The 18,993-nt window shown below is 67.3% G+C and carries 16 protein-coding genes and 1 pseudogene; 9 read left to right on the top strand and 8 right to left on the bottom strand.

Annotated features, from left to right (window positions below):
* Positions 1–206 precede the first annotated feature (206 nt).
* Positions 207–1,484 carry a bacteriohopanetetrol glucosamine biosynthesis glycosyltransferase HpnI gene (gene hpnI, locus BLU17_RS31355; protein ID WP_176929260.1) on the bottom strand — a complete coding sequence of 426 codons (1,278 nt, stop codon included), beginning with the start codon at positions 1,482–1,484 and terminating at the stop codon, positions 207–209.
* A gap of 193 nt (positions 1,485–1,677) precedes the next feature.
* Positions 1,678–2,061 carry a hypothetical protein gene (locus BLU17_RS32860; RefSeq protein ID WP_143189393.1) on the bottom strand — a complete coding sequence of 128 codons (384 nt, stop codon included), beginning with the start codon at positions 2,059–2,061 and terminating at the stop codon, positions 1,678–1,680.
* A 179-nt stretch (positions 2,062–2,240) separates the two neighbouring features.
* Here BLU17_RS32860 and BLU17_RS31350 point away from each other — a divergent pair, with 179 nt between their 5' ends.
* Entirely contained in the window at positions 2,241–3,245 is a 1,005-nt protein-coding gene (locus tag BLU17_RS31350) for an LLM class flavin-dependent oxidoreductase (protein ID WP_092006420.1), read from the top strand.
* A gap of 652 nt (positions 3,246–3,897) precedes the next feature.
* Positions 3,898–5,034, top strand: coding sequence for a porin (locus tag BLU17_RS31345; RefSeq protein ID WP_092006417.1), 1,137 nt, complete (start codon positions 3,898–3,900; stop codon positions 5,032–5,034).
* A gap of 507 nt (positions 5,035–5,541) precedes the next feature.
* Here the strand turns inward: BLU17_RS31345 and BLU17_RS31340 are convergent.
* Positions 5,542–6,666, bottom strand: a complete 1,125-nt coding sequence (locus tag BLU17_RS31340) for an alpha/beta fold hydrolase (protein WP_092006414.1) — start codon at positions 6,664–6,666, stop codon at positions 5,542–5,544.
* Positions 6,667–7,149: 483 nt separating this feature from the next.
* Between BLU17_RS31340 and glgC the strand changes: the two genes are divergently transcribed.
* The 5 genes from glgC to BLU17_RS31315 all read left to right on the top strand — a co-directional run bounded on the left by glgC (position 7,150) and on the right by BLU17_RS31315 (position 13,091).
* Positions 7,150–8,415, top strand: coding sequence for a glucose-1-phosphate adenylyltransferase (gene glgC / locus BLU17_RS31335; RefSeq protein WP_092006411.1), 1,266 nt, complete (start codon positions 7,150–7,152; stop codon positions 8,413–8,415).
* A gap of 74 nt (positions 8,416–8,489) precedes the next feature.
* Positions 8,490–9,980: a glycogen synthase GlgA gene (gene glgA, locus BLU17_RS31330; RefSeq protein ID WP_092006408.1), complete on the top strand. Its 1,491-nt coding sequence runs from the start codon at positions 8,490–8,492 to the stop codon at positions 9,978–9,980.
* Between the two features lie 172 nt (positions 9,981–10,152).
* Positions 10,153–11,025 (top strand): pyridoxal kinase PdxY, encoded by an 873-nt coding sequence (gene pdxY, locus BLU17_RS31325; RefSeq protein WP_092006404.1) that lies wholly within the window; start codon positions 10,153–10,155, stop codon positions 11,023–11,025.
* A gap of 127 nt (positions 11,026–11,152) precedes the next feature.
* Complete coding sequence (locus BLU17_RS31320) at positions 11,153–11,614, top strand: hypothetical protein (RefSeq protein WP_092006402.1); 462 nt, start codon at positions 11,153–11,155, stop codon at positions 11,612–11,614.
* 268 nt (positions 11,615–11,882) lie between these two features.
* Positions 11,883–13,091, top strand: a complete 1,209-nt coding sequence (locus BLU17_RS31315; RefSeq protein ID WP_092006399.1) for a branched-chain amino acid ABC transporter substrate-binding protein — start codon at positions 11,883–11,885, stop codon at positions 13,089–13,091.
* Positions 13,092–13,094: 3 nt separating this feature from the next.
* On the opposite strand, the gene BLU17_RS31310 is transcribed toward BLU17_RS31315, so the two are convergent.
* Both BLU17_RS31310 and BLU17_RS31305 read right to left on the bottom strand, forming a co-directional pair.
* Entirely contained in the window at positions 13,095–15,170 is a 2,076-nt protein-coding gene (locus BLU17_RS31310) for a DUF3857 domain-containing transglutaminase family protein (protein ID WP_092006396.1), read from the bottom strand.
* Positions 15,167–15,379 (bottom strand): hypothetical protein, encoded by a 213-nt coding sequence (locus BLU17_RS31305; RefSeq protein WP_092006393.1) that lies wholly within the window; start codon positions 15,377–15,379, stop codon positions 15,167–15,169. The genes BLU17_RS31310 and BLU17_RS31305 overlap by 4 nt, the downstream gene beginning before the upstream one ends.
* On the opposite strand from BLU17_RS31305, the gene BLU17_RS32855 reads away from it, so the two are divergent.
* Together BLU17_RS32855 and BLU17_RS31295 are read left to right on the top strand one after the other, a co-directional pair.
* Entirely contained in the window at positions 15,306–15,890 is a 585-nt protein-coding gene (locus BLU17_RS32855) for a DUF6402 family protein (RefSeq protein ID WP_342713892.1), read from the top strand. The genes BLU17_RS31305 and BLU17_RS32855 overlap by 74 nt on opposite strands.
* A 453-nt stretch (positions 15,891–16,343) precedes the next feature.
* A complete protein-coding gene (locus BLU17_RS31295; protein ID WP_092006387.1) occupies positions 16,344–17,222 on the top strand; it encodes a LysR substrate-binding domain-containing protein in 879 nt (292 codons plus the stop codon).
* A gap of 18 nt (positions 17,223–17,240) precedes the next feature.
* Here BLU17_RS31295 and BLU17_RS31290 read toward each other — a convergent pair whose 3' ends face one another.
* The 3 genes and pseudogenes from BLU17_RS31290 to BLU17_RS34140 all read right to left on the bottom strand — a co-directional run.
* A complete protein-coding gene (locus BLU17_RS31290) occupies positions 17,241–17,897 on the bottom strand; it encodes a hypothetical protein (protein ID WP_092006384.1) in 657 nt (218 codons plus the stop codon).
* 209 nt (positions 17,898–18,106) lie between these two features.
* On the bottom strand, positions 18,107–18,802 hold the full coding sequence (gene hutC / locus BLU17_RS31285) for a histidine utilization transcriptional repressor HutC (RefSeq protein ID WP_092006381.1): 696 nt from the start codon (positions 18,800–18,802) through the stop codon (positions 18,107–18,109).
* 27 nt (positions 18,803–18,829) lie between these two features.
* Positions 18,830–18,993: pseudogene (locus BLU17_RS34140) on the bottom strand (histidine ammonia-lyase); the annotation flags it as partial.

Below are 18,993 nucleotides of genomic sequence, written 5' to 3'. Positions count from 1 at the left end.
CAGAACGAGCGGATCTCGCGCTTTGCCTGGTAGCGCGAGCCCGCGCCACCGTCGAAGCCGTCATACGACGGAGCCTGCAGAAACAGCGTTTTCATGAGAGGAATGCTCCGGGTACCCTGTATCTGTCGGGTGATGATTGATGTGACATTCAATAGAAATAGTCGGCGCAAACTGGTGCATCCCGCGAACGCGCGCGGTGAACGCGCTCAGCGGCCGTCCGACCCCTCGACGACCGGCCGGCGCGCGTTGGCGGAGCCGGTCATGGCGGGAGGCGCTTCGGACTCCGGGTTGGCGACGCTCACGCGCACGCCGCGCCAGATCACGTGCGAGCCGAACGCGGCGGCGAGCCACTGAAGAGCCAGCAGCACGTCGCGCAGCGGCACCAGCGGCAAATCGCGCCAGAACGCGCGCCAGCTTCCGCTCGCGCGCACATGCAGTATCAAACGCGCAATGATACCGCCCGCCGTGGCCGTGGCGAGCGCGGCCAGCGCGGCGCGCGTGGCGGCGCAGGCGCCGCTGCCGGCCCCCGCCGCGACCAGAGCGTAGGACAGCGCGCCCAAAACGAGCCAAGGCGTCGGAAACGTGATGAAAAGCGAAGCGAAACCCGCGGGATTCACCGAGCGGATCGTACGCAGCCAGCGCGTTTCGCGCAGCCAGAGCGCGCCGAAAGTGGGCTCGATCACGTCCGTGGCGACGACCACGGGCGCGAGCACCGTGGCGAGGCCGTGATCGCGCGCGTAGCGGGCGAGCAGGTAGTCGTCGGCGAGGCAGTCCTTGAGCGCGGCAAAACCGCCAATGCGCTCGAGTGTCGCACGCGAAAGCGCGAGCGTCGCGCCAAAGCCGAAGGCGCGCGAGCCCGTGGAATGCGCGACCCGCACCGAGGGCGCGAACCACTCGTTGATGAAAAGCGCGCCCACGCGCGGCCAGAAGCCGCCGATGCTGCGCGCGCTATACAAGCAGGTCACGACACCCACGTCGGGATCGGCGAGCGCCGCGGTGACGACCTCGAGATAGTCGGGCTCGACGGCGATATCGCTATCGGCGACGACGATCGCGTCGTAACGCGCGCGCGCGACGAGATTGATGAGGTTGCTCACCTTGAGGTTGCTGCCGTGCACGCGCGGGTCGACCACGAGCTCGATGTCATGGCCCGGATACGCGGCCTGCAGGCGCCGCACCACGGCAATGGCGGGATCCTGCGGCGACGAAACGCCAAACAGCAACTGAAAGCGCGGATGCCGCTGCTCGCAGAACGTGGCGAGATTTTCGTAGAGACGCGGCTCGGCGCCGCACAGGGGTTTGAGCACGCTGACCGGCTGCGCCCGCGCACGGCGGGCGCGGCGCGCGGCCTCCCGCACGAGCGAAGCCGAGCCGAGGCGCGGCATTGTGAGCGCCGCGACGAGGCCGTAGAACGTTGCGGCCCCACATAGCGCAATCACGCTCCAGACGATCGCAGGCATGACGGAAACGAACGGCCCTGTCATGCCACGCCGCCTTGCAAGGTCATCGTGTGGGCGAGGCCGCCTTTACGGCCGTTACCCTGCTTCGCACACTTGTTGCTGTTCAGCAAACTGGCCCGGCTGCGATTGCCCCCGGCTGTGCGCATGACGCAAAGCGCCCACGTTGCGCCGGCCGAATCCAGCATCTCGCCACTTACCATGTCACTGCCCTGACAATTCAAAAAATAAAAACGCGCATCGTAGCCACATCGCGAATTCGCGGCTGGATACCGCCGTATTGACGGCGATTTGCATGATGCAACGCAAATTGAAGAAGCGTGATCGCGTAAAACGCGCGCGATCGCACAGCACGCTGAACCTGGTCGCTCCCCGATTCAAGCGGAAAATTGTAGCAGCAAGATCTGTCAGCCGCTTCCGACACCGACAGGAAAATGCGTTGCCGAATCTGCAAAACCGTAACTATTTCACCTGTTAAACGGCTAGCTTCCAGAGTTTTTCCGGCCCGACTAAATTCGGTAAGCCAATAGAAATAGGTTATTAACGTAGTTGAATTAATCCAGCGCCGGGAAATTAAATAATAATAATTCTCGCTAATGTTCAAATCGCTTTCCCGTCGCATCAGCCGTAACGGAACCCACGCCGACTGCATGGGTTCGCGAAGGCCCCCAGCAGGAACGAAGGCGCTTTGGCACAATGGCCGCACCTTGCGACAGCCTTGCGGGCCGATGCCGGCGCGCCGCACGCGTGTCGCGGCTTGTCCAACACGCCACACGCCACGCCATGATCCCCTTTTCCGTACTCGACCTCTCGCCCATCCCCGCCGGCTCTCATGCCGGCGCCGCGCTGCGCAATACGCTCGATCTCGCCCGGCACGCCGAACGCTGGGGCTACCGGCGCTACTGGCTTGCGGAACATCACAACATGACGGGGATCGCCAGTGCGGCGACCGCAGTGGTGATCGGCTTCGTGGCGGGCGGCACCCAAAGCATCCGCGTGGGCTCGGGCGGCATCATGCTGCCGAACCACGCCCCGCTCGTGATCGCCGAGCAATTCGGTACGCTCGAGGCGCTCTACCCCGGCCGCATCGATCTCGGCCTCGGGCGCGCGCCCGGCACCGACCAGACCACGGCGCGTGCGCTGCGCCGCGACCTGCAAGCCAGCGCCGACAGCTTCCCCGACGACGTGGCCGAACTGCAGCGCTATTTCGCCGCGCCCGTGGAAGGCCAGCGCGTGCGCGCCGTGCCGGGCGCGGGCCTGAACGTGCCGCTTTATATCCTCGGGTCGAGCCTTTACGGCGCGCAGCTCGCGGCCGCGATGGGCCTGCCGTTCGCGTTCGCTTCGCACTTCGCGCCCGACCACCTGCTCACCGCGCTGCGCCTTTATCGCACGCAGTTTCGTCCGTCCGCGGTGCTAGCCAAGCCGCACGCGATGGTGGGCGTCAACGTGTTCGCCGCCCCCACGAACGAAGAAGCGCGTTTTCTCTTCACGTCGCTGCAGCAACAGTTCGTGAACCTGCGCCGCGGCACGCCGGGTCAGTTGCCGCCGCCGGTCGAGCAACTCGCGGCGAACGAGCTCGAGATGGCGGGCGTCGCGCACTCGCTCGCGTGCTCCGTGGTGGGCGATCGCGAGACCGTGCGCGCGGGCCTCGCCTCGGTCATCGAGCAAACCGCCGCGGACGAGCTCATCGTCACCGCGCAGATCTACGACCACGCGGCACGCCTGCGCTCCTTCGAGATGACGGCGCAGGCGCGCGACGAGCTGGGGCAAGTCGCCGCCGGGCGGTAAGCCGGACGGTCAGCCGGCCGATTAGCCGCAGATCAGCCCGCCGATGCAGCCGCATTGCGCCTGCACCCGCTTGCCAATATGCGCTCAATGCGACACGCTCATGTGTCGGCCCCTGAGCGGCGCCGCATGAAACACATGTGGCGCCGTACCGTATCATGTGGCGCCGCCCCTCCACGGCACGTGGCCCGGACATGGCCGGGACCGGCGAACTCGACGGGCGTTGCATGCGCAATCGCGCTGTGCGGCCTTCGCCAGCACCGGCTGCTGGCCGAACCGGGCCGGGTTGCGCGCGCACCTCGGGCAGAGTGCAGGCTTCTTGCCGATGGCGGTGGCTTCCTCGTCGCCGAGAGGAGCCGCGACACCGGGCGTCCGCAACTGGCCGAGCTCGTGGATCGCCGGCGGCCATTGGAGGCGGATCACCGCTGTTGTGGAAATGCGACTCATGGCGGGATCGATCCGCGGTTCGCCGTTCGGGCGCCATCTGCTCGAGCATGACCCTATCGGGCCGCCAGGGATTTGTTTCATTTTTGTGAATTGATTTCTCCAGATTCTGGAAAAGTCTTTGCAGAGCCTCGGATGCACTTTTCCGTAAGCCCTTTTCTATACTCGCCGGCGTCTCAACCCAGCGTTCCCATAGAACTGGAGTCTCACAGTGAAAAAAATCTCGATCGCCGTCGCATGCGTCACCGCATTCGCAGCGGCTTCCGCCCATGCTCAAAGCTCGGTCACCCTGTACGGCCTCATCGACGCCGGCATCGCCTACACGAATAACGTGGGCGGGAGCGGCCGCGTCGCCCTCGCGAGCGGCAACATCAGCGGCAGCCGGTTCGGCCTGCGTGGCGCCGAAGACCTCGGTGGCGGTCTGAAGGCCATCTTCGTGCTCGAAAACGGCTTCAGCGTCAACAACGGCCAGCTGGGTCAGGGCGGACGCATGTTCGGCCGTCAGGCGTATGTCGGTCTGAGCAGCAATGCCTTCGGCACGCTCACGATGGGTCGCCAGTACGACGACGTCGTCGACTTCGTCGCACCGCTGTCGGCCACGTCCGGCCCGTTCGGCGACTCGGGCTTCGCGCACCCGTACGACAACGACAACCTTCAGCACAGCGTTCGCTTCAACAACTCGGTCAAGTACACGAGCCAGAACTACGCCGGCTTCAAGTTCGGCGGCATGTACGCGTTCAGCAACAGCAACGAATTCGCCGTGAGCCGCGCCTACAGTGCGGCGGCAAGCTACACCTACGGCCCCCTGACGGCCGCCGCGGGCTACCTCCAGACGAACGGCTCGGGCGCGAAGACGGGCAGCGCGTTCACGAACACGGGCGGCGCGGTCGACCAGACGGAAGTCAAGGGCAACCTCACGTCCGACGTGCAACGCACGGTCGCCGCCGGCCTGAACTACGCGTTCGGTCCCGCGGTCGTGGGCTTCGTCTATTCGCACAGCCAGTACCAGGACACGAGCGCATTCGGCCTGAGTAACGGCTCGGTGCGCTTCGACAACTACGAAGTCAATGGCATGTACAACTTCACGCCCGCGCTCAAGGCAGGCATCTCGTACACGTACACCGACGCGCATCTGAACGGCGCAACGTCGTACGGCGTTGATCCGAAGTGGAATCAGGTGAACGCGATTACGCGTTACTCGCTGTCCAAGCGCACGGAGCTGTACGCCGAAGCGATGTACCAGCACGCAACGGGCAACAAGAACGTCGCGGTCATGTACAACGCTGGCGGCGCATCGTCGACGGGCAACCAGGTCATGGGCGCCGTCGGCATGCTGACGCGCTTCTAAGCTCGCGTCGACGCATCGCGAATTCAACGGCGGCCGCGGTTCGAACGAAGGCCGCCGTTTCGTTTCCGAGGCGACTCATGTTTCCCCGGGCGCGGTGAGGGGCAGGTCGAGGGTTGCCGCAGGGTCGGACACATCGCTTCGTTGTTGTCCGACGCGACGGCCATGCGCCGACCTATCCCTCACTCGTTGACCAGGTGAGTTTTCTTGCCCGTCTGACAAGACGGGCTTTTTTGCTGGCATTCGCCGCGCCGGGGCCGGGCCACCGCCCGGCCCGTCGCTGAGCGGTATGCGAGCGGCGGATTGCGAAACAGAACCGGCGTCTGAATGTCCGAATGACGGTCCCGGCACGTGCCCCTTCCGCCGTTCGGCCCTTCATGGCCGAACCGCAGCCTTGTCCGTGCGGTCTGCGCGGAAATTCGCGAAGAACAGCAACGCGCACCGAGGCAGTTTCGCCCGGCGGCCAACGGCGCAGGCGAGCGGCGCCGGGAAAACGAACCGTTTGACCGCTCAGCGATTCGCCGGCGCAGCCGCCAGCCAGTCCAACAGCGCTTTATGAAACGCCTGCGGATCCTGAATCTGCGGCGCGTGGCCGAGCGCCGGGAATTCAACCAGCGTCGCGTTCGGAATCGCTTTCGCGGCCGCCTTGCCGAGTTCCGGGTAATGGCCGATCTTCGCCTGCACCTCGGCGGGGGCGGCATCCTTACCGATCGCGGTGCTGTCCTTCTGGCCGATCAGCAGCAGCGTCGGCATGCTCACCTGCCCAAGCTCATAACAAACCGGCTGCGTATAGATCATGTCGTAGAGCAGCGCCGAATCCCACGCCACCTGCGCCTTGCCCGGCCCGCGATACATGCCCGCCAGCATCTGCACCCACGGCTCGTAGGCCGGGCGCCACTGGCCCGCGTAATACGTGGCCTGCTCGTAGCGGCGAATGCCGGCGGCGCTCGTCTTCAGCTCGCGCGCGTACCAGTCCTCCACGGAGATCGAGGGCACGCCCTTCGCTTTCCAGTCTTCGAGGCCGATCGGGTTCACGAGCACGAGCTGCCCGGTCTCCTGCGGATACATGAGCGCATAGCGCACCGCCAGCATGCCCCCCGTCGAATGGCCGACGATCGTCGCGTCGTGCACGCCGAGCGCCGCGAGCAGCGCGTGGGTGTTGCGCGCGAGCTGCTGGAAGCTGAACTGGTAGGCCGCGGGCTTGCTCGACTTGCAAAAGCCGATCTGGTCCGGCGCGATCACGCGGTAGCCCGCGGCGGACAGTTCGCGGATGGTGGCGTCCCACGTCGCCGAGCAGAAGTTCTTGCCGTGCAGCAGCACGACGGTGCGTCCGTTCGGTTTCCCGGGCTGCACGTCCATGTAGGCCATGTGCAGCGTCTGCCCCTGCGAAACGAATGCGAAGTCGTGCACCGGATGCGGATAGTCGAAGCCCTGCAGTTCGGGACCGTAGGCGGGGCCGTCGGAGGCGTCGGCAGCGCCATCTGCATCTGCCGATGGCACGGCAAGGAGCGCGGGCGCCGCAGCCTCGCTCGCGCCGGGATCGGCGGCGAAGGCGGCGTGGCAGAGCGCGGCCGCGCCCAGCGCGACGGCGAGGTAGGTGAAAGCGGCGCGCGTGCGGTTCAGGATGGTTATCATCGGCTGGAGACAGGACGGCAAATCAATCGGGCGACGCGATTGCGCGCGGCGTAGCCAGCGATTCTAGCGGCCCTGCTCCGCGCTTGCCGGTTCGCGGCTCCGGCGTGCAAGGGCGGCACGCTGCTTGCGCCTTCTGTGCGCCTTCTGTGCGCCTTCTGTGCGCCTTCTGTGCGCCTTCTGTGCGCCTCTGGGCACCTTATGACCGCCATGCAAACGCCTCGCGCTAACGAGGCGCGCATGCCCAGACCACCGCGCAGCCGATTCGCGCTGCGGCGCATTCGGTGCTAGAACAGTCAGAGCAGGACGCGCAAGACGTCCGCGACGCGAGCCGTGCTTGTTGCGACGCATATTGCGGCACGCAGCCGGCGAGCGGCGCGCTCGCCGCATTCGGGACGCGGCGGGCACGCGAGCGAAGAACCCGCGCGGGCGCCGCAGGACAAGGCGGCCTGCGGCGGACACCGGGGGCACAACAAGGAGACGATCATGGAAACTCCGGCAAGCCTCAACGATCTGCAGCGCACCACGCTCGCCATCGTGCTCGCGGGCGGCCGCGGCACGCGCCTCGGGCCCCTCACCAACAAGCGCGTGAAGCCGGCCGTGTACTTCGGCGGCAAGTACCGCATCATCGACTTCGCGCTCTCCAACTGCCTGAATTCGGGCATCCGCCGCATTGCCGTCGTCACGCAGTACAAGGCGCATTCGCTGTTGCGCCACCTGCAGCGCGGCTGGGGCTTCCTGCGCGGCGAGTTCAACGAGTTCCTCGACCTGTGGCCCGCGCAGCAGCGCGTGGAAGGCGCGCACTGGTATCGCGGCACGGCCGACGCCGTCTACCAGAACATCGACATCATCCGCTCGATCAGGCCGAAGTACGTGGTCGTGCTGGCCGGCGACCACATCTACAAGATGGACTACACGCGCATGATCGCCGACCACGCGGCGAGCGGCGCCGACTGCACGGTGGGGTGCATCGAGGTGCCGCGCATGGACGCGCGCGCGTTCGGCGTGATGGCCGTGGACGAGACGCGCCGCGTGACCGGTTTCGTCGAGAAGCCCGACGACCCGCCCGCCATGCCCGGCCGCCCCGACATCGCGCTCGCGAGCATGGGCATCTACGTGTTCGACATGCACTACCTGATCCATCTGCTGGAACAGAACATCGAGCGCTCGGCCACCGACCACGACTTCGGCAAGGACATCATTCCGCGCGTGGTGAGCGACGGCCACGCGATCGCGCATCCGTTCAGCATGTCCTGCGTGTCGTCCGACCCGAGCGCCGAGCCCTACTGGCGCGATGTCGGCACCGTCGACGCGTACTGGTCCGCCAACCTCGATCTCGCCTCGACGATCCCGGCGCTCGACCTCTACGACCGCGACTGGCCGATCTGGACCTACCAGGAGCAGTTGCCGCCCGCCAAGTTCGTGCGCGACCTGAATGGCCTGCAGGGCTCGGGGACCAACCTGATCGTGTGCGGCGGCAGCGTGATTTCCGGTTCGCAGATCTCGCGCTCGGTGCTGTCCTCGAATGTCGTCGTGCAGTCGTTCTGCAACATTGCCGAGGCAGTCTTGCTGCCGCAGGTGACGGTGGGCACGAGCTGCCGCCTGCGCAAGGTCGTGGTGGACCGCGGCTGCGAGATTCCCGACGGCACCGTGATCGGCGAAGACCCCGCGCGCGACGGCGAGCGCTTCTATCGCACCGAGAGCGGCGTCGTGCTGGTCACGCGCGAGGCGCTCGCGACGTTGCCGGGCTAGCCTCGCCGGGCCCGACCGGTTCAGGACGCGCCGACCCCGTCAAACAATCCGAGCACCGAGAGGAAGGACTCCCGATGACCATCCGCGTCCTGCACGTAGCGAGCGAGCTGTATCCGCTCCTGAAGACCGGCGGCCTCGCCGACGTCACCGCCGCCCTGCCCGCCGCGCTGATCGAGCAAGGCGCCGACGCGCGCCTTCTGCTGCCGGGCTTTGCGCCCGTGGCGGCCGGCCTCGCTGACCTGCGCCCCGTCGCGCGCGTTGCGCGCACCTTCGGCGCGCCCGAGGCGACGCTCGAACTCGGACGCCTGCCCGGCAGCGAACTCGCCGTCTACATGATCCGCGCCGACGCGTTCTACGCGCGCGCGGGCAACCCTTATCTCGACGCCGAACACGTCCCCTACGGCGACAATGCGCGGCGTTTCGCGCTGCTCGGCTGGACGGGCGCGCAGCTCGCGCTGCATCTCGATCCCGGCTGGGCGCCCGCCATCGTGCAGGCGCACGACTGGCACGCGGGGCTCGCGCCGGCCTATCTGCGGGCGGCGGCGCGCGAGCGCGGCATGAGCGCGGCGCCCGGCGGCGCACACTCGATCTTCACGATTCACAACCTCGCCTACCAGGGCATCTTCCCCGCGCAGCAGTTCGACCAGCTCGGCCTGCCGCGCGACTTCTTCGACATGCACGGCGTCGAGTTCTATGGCCAGCTTTCGTTTCTGAAAGCCGGTCTCTATTTCGCCGACAAAATCACCACCGTCAGCCCGACATACGCGCGCGAGATCCAGACGGTTGCCCAGGGCGGCGGTCTGGAGGCGCTGCTGCGCGGCCGCGCGCACGATCTCGTCGGCATCCTCAACGGCGTGGATTACGCCGTGTGGAATCCGTCGAACGACGCGGCCATCGCCGCGCGTTTCTCGGCCACGCGCCAGAGCGGCAAGCTGCGCTGCAAGGTGGCGCTTCAGGCACGTCTGAAGCTCGCGCAGAAGCACGACGCGCCCGTGTTCGGCGTGGTGAGCCGGCTCACCGAGCAAAAGGGCCTCGACCTGCTGCTCGCGGCGCTGCCCGAGATCGTCGCGCGCGGCGGCCAGCTCGTCGTGCTCGGCACCGGCGACGCGAGCCTCGAGCAAGGCTACGCACGCGCCGCGCGCCAGCATCCGGAGTCGGTGGCCGTCGAGCTCGGCTTTGACGAGACGCTCGCGCACGAAATCGTCGCGGGCGCCGACGTGATGATGGTGCCTTCGCGTTTCGAGCCGTGCGGCCTCACGCAGCTCTACGCGCTCGCCTATGGGGCGCTGCCGCTCGTGCATCGCGTAGGCGGACTCGCCGATACCGTCGTCGACGCCTCGCTTGAAAATCTCGCCGACGGCCTCGCCACCGGCTTCGTGTTCGAGCGCTTCGAACCCGACGCGCTAACGGCAGCCATTCGCCGCGCCTTCGCGCTCTACGCGCGCAGCCGCGACTGGCGCGAAACGCGCTCGCGCGCGATGCGGCAGGACTTCGGCTGGGCGGCATCGGCGCAACGCTACATGACGCTCTATCGCGAGCTGGCCGGCCAGAACGTCGCCGCCTAGGGCGCCCAGGGCACCCATCGCACCGCAGCGCGCCGGGGTTCACGGCGTGCGCGCAACACGGCGGACACGCTTCCATCGACCGGGTGCGGCGAATTCGGTTATCGTTGCTGCACCTGCGCAAGGCGCGCCATGCGACGCGCGCCGCAAGCCACAACGAAACTCTGGACCGGCCATGAAAAACGTTTTGAGCATCCAGTCCCATGTCGTGTTCGGTCACGCCGGCAACAGCGCCGCGGTGTTTCCCATGCGCCGCCTCGGCGTGAACGTCTGGCCGCTCAACACCGTGCAGTTCTCGAATCACACGCAGTACGGCCACTGGACCGGCGCCGCGATCGGCTCGGGCGAAGTCGTGGATCTCGTCGAAGGCATCGGCGCGATCGGCGTGCTGCCGCGCTGCGATGCAGTGCTCTCGGGCTACCTCGGCGCGCCCGAGCAGGCCCAGGCCGTGATCGACGTGGTGCGCGCCGTGAAGGCCGCCAATCCGCACGCGCGCTACTTCTGCGACCCGGTGATGGGCACGCTCAACGCCGGGAACGGCTGCCACGTGGAGCCCGGTATCCAGGAGTTCCTCGTGCGCAACATGCCCGGGGTCGCCGACGCGATGATGCCCAATCACAGCGAGTTGCAGCGGCTCGTGGGCCGCGAGATCGAGACCGCCGAAGAAGCCGTGCTCGCGTGCCGCGACCTGCTGCGCCGCGGCCCGAAGCTGATCCTCGTGAAGCATCTGCTCGATCGCAACAGCCCCGCCGACCGCTTCAACATGCTGATCGTGACCGAGCGCGAGGCGTGGCTCGGCCAGCGCCCGCTCTACCCGTTCGCGCGCCAGCCCGTGGGCGTGGGCGACGTGACGAGCGCCGTGCTCGTCGCGCGCCTGATGCTCGGCGACTCGCTGCGCCGCGCGTTCGAGCACACGCTCGCTGCGGTCAACGCGGTCGTGAAGGCGACATGGGATGCGGGCCGTTACGAACTGGAGATCGTCGCGGCGCAGGACCAGATCGCGCGGCCGCGCGAATGGTTCGACGCCTGGGCCGTGGAAACGCCATAGGGCCTGTTCACACGAATAACAGGCCCTCGACTAAAGACCCGCGCCTCCGCGGCCTATAATGCCGACCGCATGCTTCGCGGCGGCCGCAGATGCGCTCGCCGCGCCCACCGTCTTTAGAGAATGACCGATGTCCGATTCAATCCGCAGCGAACAGGAAGAGTATTTCGAGCAGCTTTGCCTCGCCGTAGACGCCGGCGAAGCCCACGAGCAGGAAGCCATCGAATACTTCGAGGAGCAGAGTCACGAAAGCAGCTTCGACGCCGCCGTATGGCTCGACATCGCGCTCTACCATGCACCCGACGTCGCGCGCGGCATCATCGACATGGTCGACGAGAGCGAGCGCGAGCGCAGCGACATTGCCCAGACCATCGCCGACACGCTCGACATCTCGTACGGTAACGACGAATGCGAACGCTTCGAAGCCACGATCCGCTTCGCGCTCGCCAACGGCGTGCCCGTCGATCTCGACGTGGTGCTCGACGGCTGCAACCGCGCGCTCGACGACCTCGAAGGCTGGGCGAGCGCGGACACCATGGCGCCGCTCGTGCGCCTGCGCGACGCGCTGTTCGCGATGCAGTCGGCCCACTAGTTCCGGCCGCGCACGCGCCGCGCGAGACACTGCCATATCCGCCTGATATATTGCTCGCGAGCCGCCTCCCCGCGAGGGCGCGCGAGCCCGGCCGGCGCGTCGCGGGAAGCCGGCGAGGTGCTCCGCCGGCGCGCGCCGCCAGCTCCGGCAAGGCGCAGTCGCACCCGGAAAGACCCGAAAACGAGACGCCCGCGTGCGCCGCCATGGCTGGCGCGCGCTGCGGCGTATTAACAGAAAACAGAAGAACGCCGCGCCGCAAGGAATCACGATGAGTCTCGCCGCCACGCTCAGAACCGCTGTTGCCAACGCTTCCGCCACACGCTTGACCACGCTGTGCGGCACGCTTGCAACGGCGCTCGCGCTCGGCGCATTCGGCACGCTTGGCGTGAGCCGCAGCGCACAGGCGGCCGGCCCGCTCAGCGTGCGCGTCGGCTTCGTCTCGCCGCTCTCGGGCGACTATGCGAACTATGGCCGCGACCTCGAAAACGGCGCGCAGCTCGCGCTCGACGAGGCGAACGCGCAAAACCTGAGAATCGGCGATCAGCCGGCGCACTTCGAGCTCGTGCCCATCGACGACCGCGGCGACCCGCGCCTCGGCGTGCAGGCCGCCGCAACGCTGGCGAACCAGAATGTCAACGCCGTGGTCGGCCACTTCAACTCGGGCACGGCCATTCCGGCCTCGCGCGTCTACGAGAGCGCCGGCATTCCGATGATCAGCCCCGCCGCCACCAATCCCGTCATCACGTCGCAAGGCTTCGCCAACACGTTCATGGTGATTGCAAACGACGCGCAGAACGCCGGCGTGGCCGGCGCGTGGGCCGTGGAGGTGATGAAGGCCAAACGCGTGGCCATCGTCGACGACCGCAGCGCCTTCGGCCAGGGCGAGGCCGACGTGTTCGAGCGCACGGTGCGCGAGCATGGCGGCAACGTGGTCGCGCGCGAGTTCGCGGAAAGCGTCTCGGACGACTTCGGCCCGCAGCTCGCGAAGATCAAGGCCGCCGACGCCGACCTGCTCTACTTCGGTGGCCTCGCGCGCCAGGGCGCGGCGCTCGTCAAGCAGATGAAGGAGCGCAGCATGCGCGCCCAGTTCGTGGCAGGCGGCGGCGTGGCGAACGCCGACTTCATCCAGGCGGCGGGCGCGGCCGGCGAAGGCGCCATGGCCTGGGAGTACGGCCGCCCGCTCGCGCAACTGCCCGATGGCCCGCGCTTCGAGCAGGCGTACAGGAGCCGTTTCGGCAGCAACGTGCTCGCCTACGCGCCGTTCGGCTACGACGCCGCGTGGGCTGCCATCCACGCGATGGTCAACGCGAAATCGGCGAAACCCGACGTGTATCGCGGCGCCCTCAAGATGCTGTCCTTCGACGGCGTGACGGGCCGCATCGCCTTCGAACCGGACGGATCGCTCAAGAACGGCGCCTCCACGCTCTGGCAAGTGAAAAAAGGCGTGTGGGTGCCGGTGACGACACGCGGCGGCTGAGCCTCAGCGTTCCTTCGCCCGCACGACGATCTGCGCATGCGTGTCGCGCTCGATGCGCACGAGCGCGTCGCGCATCTGCGCGAATTCGCCGGCCGTGCACATCTGATGGCCGAAATGCGCCGAAAGCCGCCGCTCGATCTGCAGCGTGCGCGAGCCCGCATCGAACACGTAATGCGCGGCGTACGAGAGAAAAGCGTCGTCCACGCTCGTGTCCTGCGGCACGTCGGTCACACGCGCGAACGCGGGTAACACGATCTGCGCACTCTCCGCGAACTCCCCGCCGATGCACGCCCAGGGCTGCGTGCGGCGCGGCTGCGCGAGCCAGCTGTCGATCTGCGTGGCGATGCCGCCCGTGAAGCTGCTCATCGCGGCAATGGCGGTCGTGCCGTCGCGCCAGACCACGTGATCGAGCGTGCCTTCCATCGTCGCCGAAAACGGGCCCTCCGTCGCCGTGGTCGGGCTCGTGCTCACGCGCGCGGTGCCGGCGAGCCCGGTGAGCCGCAGGCGCTGCGCCGCGAGCTGCTGCGCGCCCGCATGCGTTGCGCGGCGAAACGTGTTGCGCTCCGGCTCCGCGCCCGCGCCCTCGTCTTCGACGTAGTAGCTGTAGGCGGCGTCGCCGGATGCGCCCACGTCTAGCAAAAGCCGCGCGCTGCGCTCGCGCCGTTCAGCGGCGGGCGTGCGCGAGAGCACGCCATCGTCGACGAGCAGCACGGGCCGGTCCATCGTGCCCGGCGGCAGGTAGCCGAACGCATAGCCGCCCGAGGACGTGTCCGCATAGACGCCGAGGTCGGGCAGCCACGCGATCAGATGGTTGATCGCATGCACGCCGTAGCCCGGCACGTCCGGCAGCGCGTAGACGGGACCGAGGTCGAGCATCACGCCCTCGGCGCGAATGCCCGCTGCCGCCAGCAGCGCGGTGAAGAGCGCGACGTGGTCCTTGCAGTCGCCATAGCGGTTGTGCAGGATGTCGATCGCGCGATGCGGCACGGCCGCGGTCTCGCCAAGAAAGAGCGCGACGTAGCGGATATTGAAGCGCATCCAGTCGTAGATCCGTCGCGCCTTCTCGCGCGGGTCGCTCAGGCCCGCCGTGAGCGAATGCGCGAGCGCCGCGATTGCCGGATCGGTCGCGGTGGGATCGGCGGCGGCCTCGCGATAGCGTGCCGCGAACGTGGCGAAGTCGGGCACCGTCGAGACCATGAGCCGGTCGCCCCAGTTCACATAGGCCACGGCGCCCGCTTCGAGCGGCGGATACGGGCCGTGGCCGTATTCGAACGCATAGCGGGTGCGCCCGTTCGCCGTGACCGGGGCGAGTGCCGTATAGCCGCGCGCGTCGGCGTGGAGCGGGATGTCGGCGGGCAAATCGAAAATGAGACGCTGGAACTCGACCGGCTCGCCGGTTGGCTCCACGAAGTACGAAAACGTGCCCGCTTCGAGCGCCCTGGCGCGGCGCTTCGCGAAATGCAGATGCACGCGCGAGCCGACCTGCACGCCGGGAAAGATCACCGTGCGCAACACGCCGTCCTCGAACGTGGGCGCGCCTGCCGAGCGCGGCTCCTGCACGTCGCGGATGCCGCCCGGGGCGACCTCGTGCGTCGTGCCGTCCGGATCGATGGTTTCGGCGGAGAGCTTCGTGATCGTTTCGATATCCTTATTGAACCAGACATAGCGTTGGGCGATCTGGTCCACGCCCGCGGTCGTGTTCGCGCGCAGCACCGTGTCGTCGTCTTCTTCCACCGAGCCGTCCTGCTGCACGACGAACAGATGCACGTCGCGTTCGAGCGTGGCGGGGGGGACGTCGTCTTGCGCGGCGGTGTCGGCGCGGGCGGCGCTGTCGGGGCTGCGCGCGCTCGCTTGTGCGTTGGCCTGTGCGCTGGCCTGTGCGCTGGCCTTTGCGCTGGCCTTTGCGCTGGCCTTTGCGCTGGCCTTTGCGCTGGCCTGTGCGCTGGCCTTTGCGCTGGCCTTTGCGCTGGCCTGTGCGCTGGCCTGTGCGTTGGCGGTCGCGCCTGCGGGCGCAAAGCTCGCCGCAAGGCACGAGACGAGACACAGGGCGGCGCGCCGCGTGCGCTTGCCTCGCGTCATGGACGGCTCGAACGCGCACCGCCGCTTGCGCGGCGCAACGCGGGCGCGCAAGCGGCTTGCCCGCCCCTCGCGCCTGCCGCGAGGCTCGCTGCAGCGGCCTGCTCGTCGAGCCAGGCCGCGTCGTAACGGCACGCGATGCCGCGCCCGGCGCGGCCTTCACGTTCGCGCTGCGCGAGCGCGCGTTGCAGTGAAACGGCGAAACCTTGCACGGCATCCTCGCGTGAAGTGGTGCGTTCGTGGGCTATGTCCTGCCGTTGTAGCACATCGGCACGCGCGCCGCCCCTTCTCGCGCTCAAGAAGTGGCTGAGTACCCCCGATCCTCCGAAGCCGCCCAAAACGCCCACGCCAGCGAAGCCTGAAAAGACCGCGCCGTCGTTTGACATTCAGGAAATCCCCGGCGCGATGCGCAAGAAAATGATGCCGATTGGGGCGAGACTGACGGATCGTCGGTTTGCCGGTCGAGTGAACTACTCACCCACCGGCGACGCCGAAAAGGCGGAAATCAATCAGGATGGCAAACCTTATCCGCCGGACATGTACGACATGAACATAGTCAAGCTTGACTGGGTACTCAAGTTCGCTCGTGCGGAGGCAAAGTACAACTATTTGATAACAGAAGCCGTTCGATCGCCGAACGTGATCTTGAAGGGAAAACTGCGCCCTTACAGGTGTGCAAGTGATGTTTTTCACCACGGAAATCTTCGCAAGCGACCTCGATAAAATGCACCAACTTTTCCAGTTTCAGTTTGCCGAAGTTGACGGAGAATCTAACGGCCGCGCTCGGCTCGTGCCACTCGATGCCATCGCGGCAACCTCGCCTTATATCCCCTACGAAAAGTCTCCGATCGTTTTACCGTACATCAACGCGCCCATCTCCATTGGCAATCCGCGCAGTCTGTTTGGGCCTGTTCAACCGTATTCCACACGGTACGGAATGCCATAGATCAGCTTCCCCCCATGGCCGCTACATCGCGGAGCGTTGCCTGCTCGATCAGGCGGCGGCGACGAAACGGTAGACATGTCACTGCCGCCGTCGTGGTGGAACCGGCTCCTCGCAGCGCTGCCACGGCCGAACTGATCGCAAAAAATAATCGGGGAACGGCGAACCGGAGCCGTCGCCGCATTCAGGAAAACGCGTTATATTGAAGCATTCAATCAATTTTTCTTATACCGATGAAGACCCTCGACCTCGACGTGCTCGCCATGGTGGTGGCCGTCGCCGACGCCGGCAGCTTCGTGCGCGGCGCCGCGCTCGTGCACCGCTCGCAGGCTGCGCTCAGCATGCAGATCCGCGCGCTCGAGGAATCCATCGGCAAGCCGCTCTTTATCCGCGCGCCGCGCAACGTCACGCCCACGCCCGACGGCCAGACGCTCATCGCCTACGCGCGGCGCATGCTCGCGCTGCGCGACGAGGCGTGGGCTTCGCTCGCGCACCCGGAGGTGACGGGGCGCGTGTCGATCGGCGTGCCCGACGACTACGCCTCCTCGCTCATGCCGCCGGTGCTGCGCAAGTTCTCGGCGAACTGGCCGAAGGTGGAAATTCAGGTGATCGGGCTGCCGAGCAGCGCGCTCATGCCGCTCCTGAAGGACAACAAGATCGACCTCGCCTGCGTCACGCGCACGCGAGGCCTCGCCGGAGAGTTCATCCGCTTCGAGCCGATGGTGTGGGCCGCGCCGCCCGCAGCCGTGAGCGCGGCGAGCGGACGCGAGATCTGGCGCGAGCGGCCGCTGCCGGTCGCCCTCTTCGGCGGCGGCAGCGTCGCGCACACGAATGCGATCCAGGCGCTGGAGCGCGCAAAGATCGCCTATCGCACCTCGTATGAAAGTCCGAGCCTGATGGGCCTGTGCAGCATGGTGGCCGCGGGCCTCGCCATCGCGCCGCTCGCGCGCTGCGCCGTACCTGAAACCTTCGTCACGCTAGGCCGCCAGCACGGGCTGCCCACGCTGCCCGAACTGGAAGTGGTGCTGGCGCGCAGCGCGCGTTCGAATCGTCCGCCGTGCGACTTCCTCGCCGATCAGATACTCGCGGAACTGCGCGTTCAGGAACACTAAGCGTGTTCGGGCGGCGCCTCAATCGTCGCCGAGACGCGAAAGCAGCGCATAAAGACGCGTGACATGCCTCAGCAGCAGTTCGCGATGCTTTTCGATCTGTTCGAGCCGCCCTTCCAGATCGGCGCGCACACGCTCGTCGGGATCGGCGTAGGCAATCACGTCCTCGATGCGCGCACGCAGCACCGAAGGCTCGACCGGCGGCACGCTCAGGTAGCGTTCGAGCTTGCGCACGTCCTGCGCGGCGAGATCGCGGATCTTGCGCGTGCCCGCAAGGCGCCGGTGCACCTCGGGCGAGGGCGTGGACGATGTTTCCTCGCGCTTCGCGCCCTGGCCGAAGATCGGCTCGACACGCAGCACGGGCGCCTTGCGCACAGGATGTGCGGTGCCGCGAAACCGGGCGCGCGGCGTCTCGCTCGCGATCGCTTCGCGGGTTTCGCCTGGTACGTCGGCGCTGTCGTGCTCCACGTCCATCCAGCCTTCGGGCAAGCCCGTGACGGCCTCCACGCCGCGCACGAACTCGGCGCTGAAATCGCGCTCCCCCGACACGATCAGCTTCATGTAGCTCGCCGAAAACGTCATCATGCGCGCGAGCCGCGTGGCGGAGCCGACCTCGCGCGTGAGCAGCGCCAGATTGGCCCTCCACACCGGCATGAGCGTGGCGTTGGCATCGTCCATTGCGGAACTCCTCCTTCGTTCGCATCACCTGCCAATGATACGGGCTGCGGCGGGCGGCGCGCCGTCTGGCTGTGCTCCGTCCCCATCGGCGCGCGCCGAGCGCCCGATCGAGGAGGACGCAAGACATATGCCGAAAAGGCGGCGACGCGCGCGGAAACGCGGAAAAGGCGGATGAAGGGGCAGGAAGCCGCGGCGTACCGGGCCGCGCGCTAGAAATGGCCAGTGAAACGGTAGCGGCTGCCCGGATGCCAGAGATTCGCCACCGAAGCCACGAGCCCGCGCGAACGCGTGCGCCGATGCAGCACGAGGCAAGGCTCGGCTTCGCCCATGGCGAGCCGCGCACGCGTGTCCGCTTCGGGAGCGAGCGCCTCGATGCGGTACTCCACGGCCTGCAGCGGCGCAACACGCACGAGGTACTGGTTCGGCGTGATGTGCGTGAAGTCCTGCCCGGCGTAATCGGGCGCAATGGCGGGATTGACCCAGCGTTCCTCGAGTTGCACGGGCTCGTCGTTCTCGAAGTGCAACACGCGCGAGTTGAACACCTTGTCGTTGGCGGCGAGACCCATTTCGACGGCGAGAGGCTCGTCGGCGGGAAGCACGCCGATTTCGAGCACCTCGGCGCGGTAGCGGTGCCCGCGCGCGAGGATTTCGTCGGAGATGCTCCGGATCGCCACGAGCGTCGACTCATACTTGGGCCGCGCGACGAAGGTGCCCGCGCCCTGCACCCGCGTGAGCACCTGTTCCGCGGTGAGTTCGCGCAGCGCCCGGTTCACGGTCATGCGCGCGACCTTGAACTCGCGCGCCAGTTCGTTTTCCGAAGGCACCTGGTCGCCCTCGCTCCACTCGCCTGCGTGGATGCGCGCGAGGATGAAGTCCTTGATGCCCTGATACGCGGGTGCGTTCATCGCGTCGGCCTGTGCGCCGGCGGCGCCTCAGCGTGCCTCCGACTCGAACGCGAACGGGCTGTGCGCCGCGATCACGCCGTCCTGCACGAGCTTCGTGATCGCCGCGATGTCCGGTGCGAAGTAGCGGTCGAGCTCGTAGTGCGGCACCCCCGCCCGCACCGACTGCATCACGTGCGCGAGCGCCGGGCTCG

Source organism: Paraburkholderia lycopersici, assembly GCF_900096975.1.
GTDB lineage: Bacteria > Pseudomonadota > Gammaproteobacteria > Burkholderiales > Burkholderiaceae > Paraburkholderia > Paraburkholderia lycopersici.
The sequence above is the reverse complement of the archived record's forward strand: the minus strand, read 5'-3'. Positions and strand labels throughout refer to the sequence as shown.